At 61.8% G+C, this 2,166-nt stretch carries 3 protein-coding genes and 1 pseudogene; all 4 read right to left on the minus strand.

Annotated elements, in window-relative coordinates; translation table 11 throughout:
• Nucleotides 1–104 (minus strand): annotated as a pseudogene (locus ACXRVY_RS25505) (phage tail protein); the annotation flags it as partial.
• A gap of 2 nt (nt 105–106) precedes the next feature.
• Nucleotides 107–859 (minus strand): phage minor tail protein L, encoded by a 753-nt coding sequence (locus ACXRVY_RS25510; protein ID WP_457265744.1) that lies wholly within the window; start codon nt 857–859, stop codon nt 107–109.
• 11 nt (nt 860–870) lie between these two features.
• Nucleotides 871–1,209, minus strand: coding sequence for a phage tail protein (locus ACXRVY_RS25515; protein ID WP_457265745.1), 339 nt, complete (start codon nt 1,207–1,209; stop codon nt 871–873).
• Between the two features lie 6 nt (nt 1,210–1,215).
• A partial coding sequence (locus ACXRVY_RS25520) for a phage tail tape measure protein (protein WP_458238580.1) occupies nt 1,216–2,166 on the minus strand: 951 nt, incomplete at its 5' end.

The following is a 2,166-nucleotide window of genomic DNA, read 5'->3' on the forward strand; positions in this document are numbered from 1 at the left end:
TGGTATAGCTGTTTGCGCCCTACGGCCAGTAGCAAGCCACAGCACTCTTTCGGGTACTCGGCGGCGGCGTGTGCCTGGATCGCACTCAGGATGTGCTTGCGCATGGTCAGCTCCGGGCGATCAGGGAAACAGCGGGGAAGCCGCCGTGTGGAAGTTGGTTGTTGTCTCCGAAGCGCACTTTGCAGGACTTGAGCCCGCCCTTGCATTCGTCTTTGCTCGGGTCGTCGGTCGGGTTGTCGTCATCGTCGAACATCGCGCCACCGGTGTAGCCGCAGTTCGGTCCGCGATATCCGCCCGTCATGGCCCAGTGACAGAAAGTCGTCATCTGCCGCCCGGGCAATCCGTGGTTGTCGATCTCGCCCGGGGATGACAGCTCCCACTGCACGGCCTCGCCGTCCTCGCCGGTTTTCTGGTCGATGTACCAGATTTCCAGCGCCTCTTGCGTTGGGTCGGCAGTCGGGTTGCCATCTTGGAAGTTCACCGCATCCAGGTACTGCGCCATGGTCTCGCGCACGGTCAGCTGAAACTTCAGCAGGTCGTCGAACGCCAGGCACAGCGCCGTGATTCGCCCGTTGACGTTGCCAGCGCTGAATACGGGTCGAGTTGCGCTGCCGTTGCTGTCCGCGCCGATGCCTTCAATCTGCACCGGCCAGGCCGCGTACTCGTTGCCCTGCCACCAGATCGACTTTGCTGGGAGCTCGTCGACTGAGCCCTCGTAGGCCAGTAGCTCGGCTGGCGTGTGCGGGATGGCGTGACCGTGGAAGCGCAACACGTCAGCACCGTATTCCGTGCCGTCAATTTCAAACAGCCGCACTTCCCCGCCGGGCTCCAGCTTCTGGATGTCCGTTATCAATGCCATGAGGCAGTTCCTTATGGGTGAAAGGTTTGTTCTAGGGTTCCGGTCAGGGCGTAAACGTCGCCGCCCCTGTGCGCAGGCTTGTAACCCGTGCATCTGTAGAGGCCGAGCTCACCGAGTGGCGGCGCCCACAGGAAGGCTTTCGCCCCCGCGTGGCGATCGAGGAAGGCGATGATCTGTTTGACCGTGTCGGCGTTGCCGGTGTAGCTGAAAGGCCAGGACTGCGATTTGTTGTTGATGCCATCCGACACCGACTGCCTGTAGCCGTCGGCGAATTGTTTGGAACGTACCCGCTGACTGATGTCGCCCTCGGCCCCTTTTTCGATCTGCCAGGTGAATCGCTCAAGCGCCATAAACCGTCACCCTTTGATTGCTCTGGTAATGCTGCCGCCCTGTCCCAGATCCTTGCGCAGCAGCTGCCGATACTTCTGCTCGACGAAGTCGCCAAGCTCTTTGCCGAACTGCTGATACGACGGATCGCTGGATGTTGCGCTGGTGCTGCCATCGCTGGCGACATTCACTTGCACGCTGATTTGTGTAGCGCCGCCACCGCTCATGGCTTGAATGCCAGTCCCTCCGCCAGTGGTCAGTGGCGTTACACTTCCGCCGTTCGCCCCGGTCATGAGGAATGACCGGCCGCCCTCGTTGTAAAGCTCAGGCCCCAACTCGTTGACCTCATACAGCGAGTTCGCCGCGACCGGTCCGCCCGTGGCTCTTTGCCCAGAAACCCAACTCGAGAAATCGCTCCCCGTATAGCCGGCCTGGGTCGAGCCAGCCGAAACCGGGGCATCGCCACTGCCGAAGTAAGCACTGGCGGCAGTGCTGGCAATGTTCGACAGCAGCCCGGAGGCCGCCTGCCGAGTTGCGATGCGCGCCATGTCGGCCAAGATCGATTTGGTGAAGTCGGAAAACGCGAACTTTCCTGATATGGCGAAGTTCGCGACTGCGTCCTCCATTCCGCTGAAAGCATTGGAGAACAGGCTTTTCGTCTGCCCGGCCACGTCACGCGCTGATTCCAGGTAGTTCTGCCACGCCGACGATGCGCCGGCGCTCCAGTCACCCTGGGCGGCGGTCATTTCGTCGTAGTTGGATCGCACGGTGTCATGCAGATCCTGCTGCGTGGCTTTCAGCGCGGCCAGCTTCTGGGTGTACTCGTCGAGGCTCATGCCGCGCGAGCCATCGCCGTACTGGTTGGCCAGCTCCAGGCGCTGCTGGATAAAGCGGTCGTCGATGCCGTTCTGCTGATCCGTCAGACCACGTTGACGGTCACCCTGGCCAAGACCAGAGGCCGCGCGCAGACCCTGCTGCCG

The organism is Pseudomonas sp. P5_A2_2 (genome assembly GCF_054177685.1).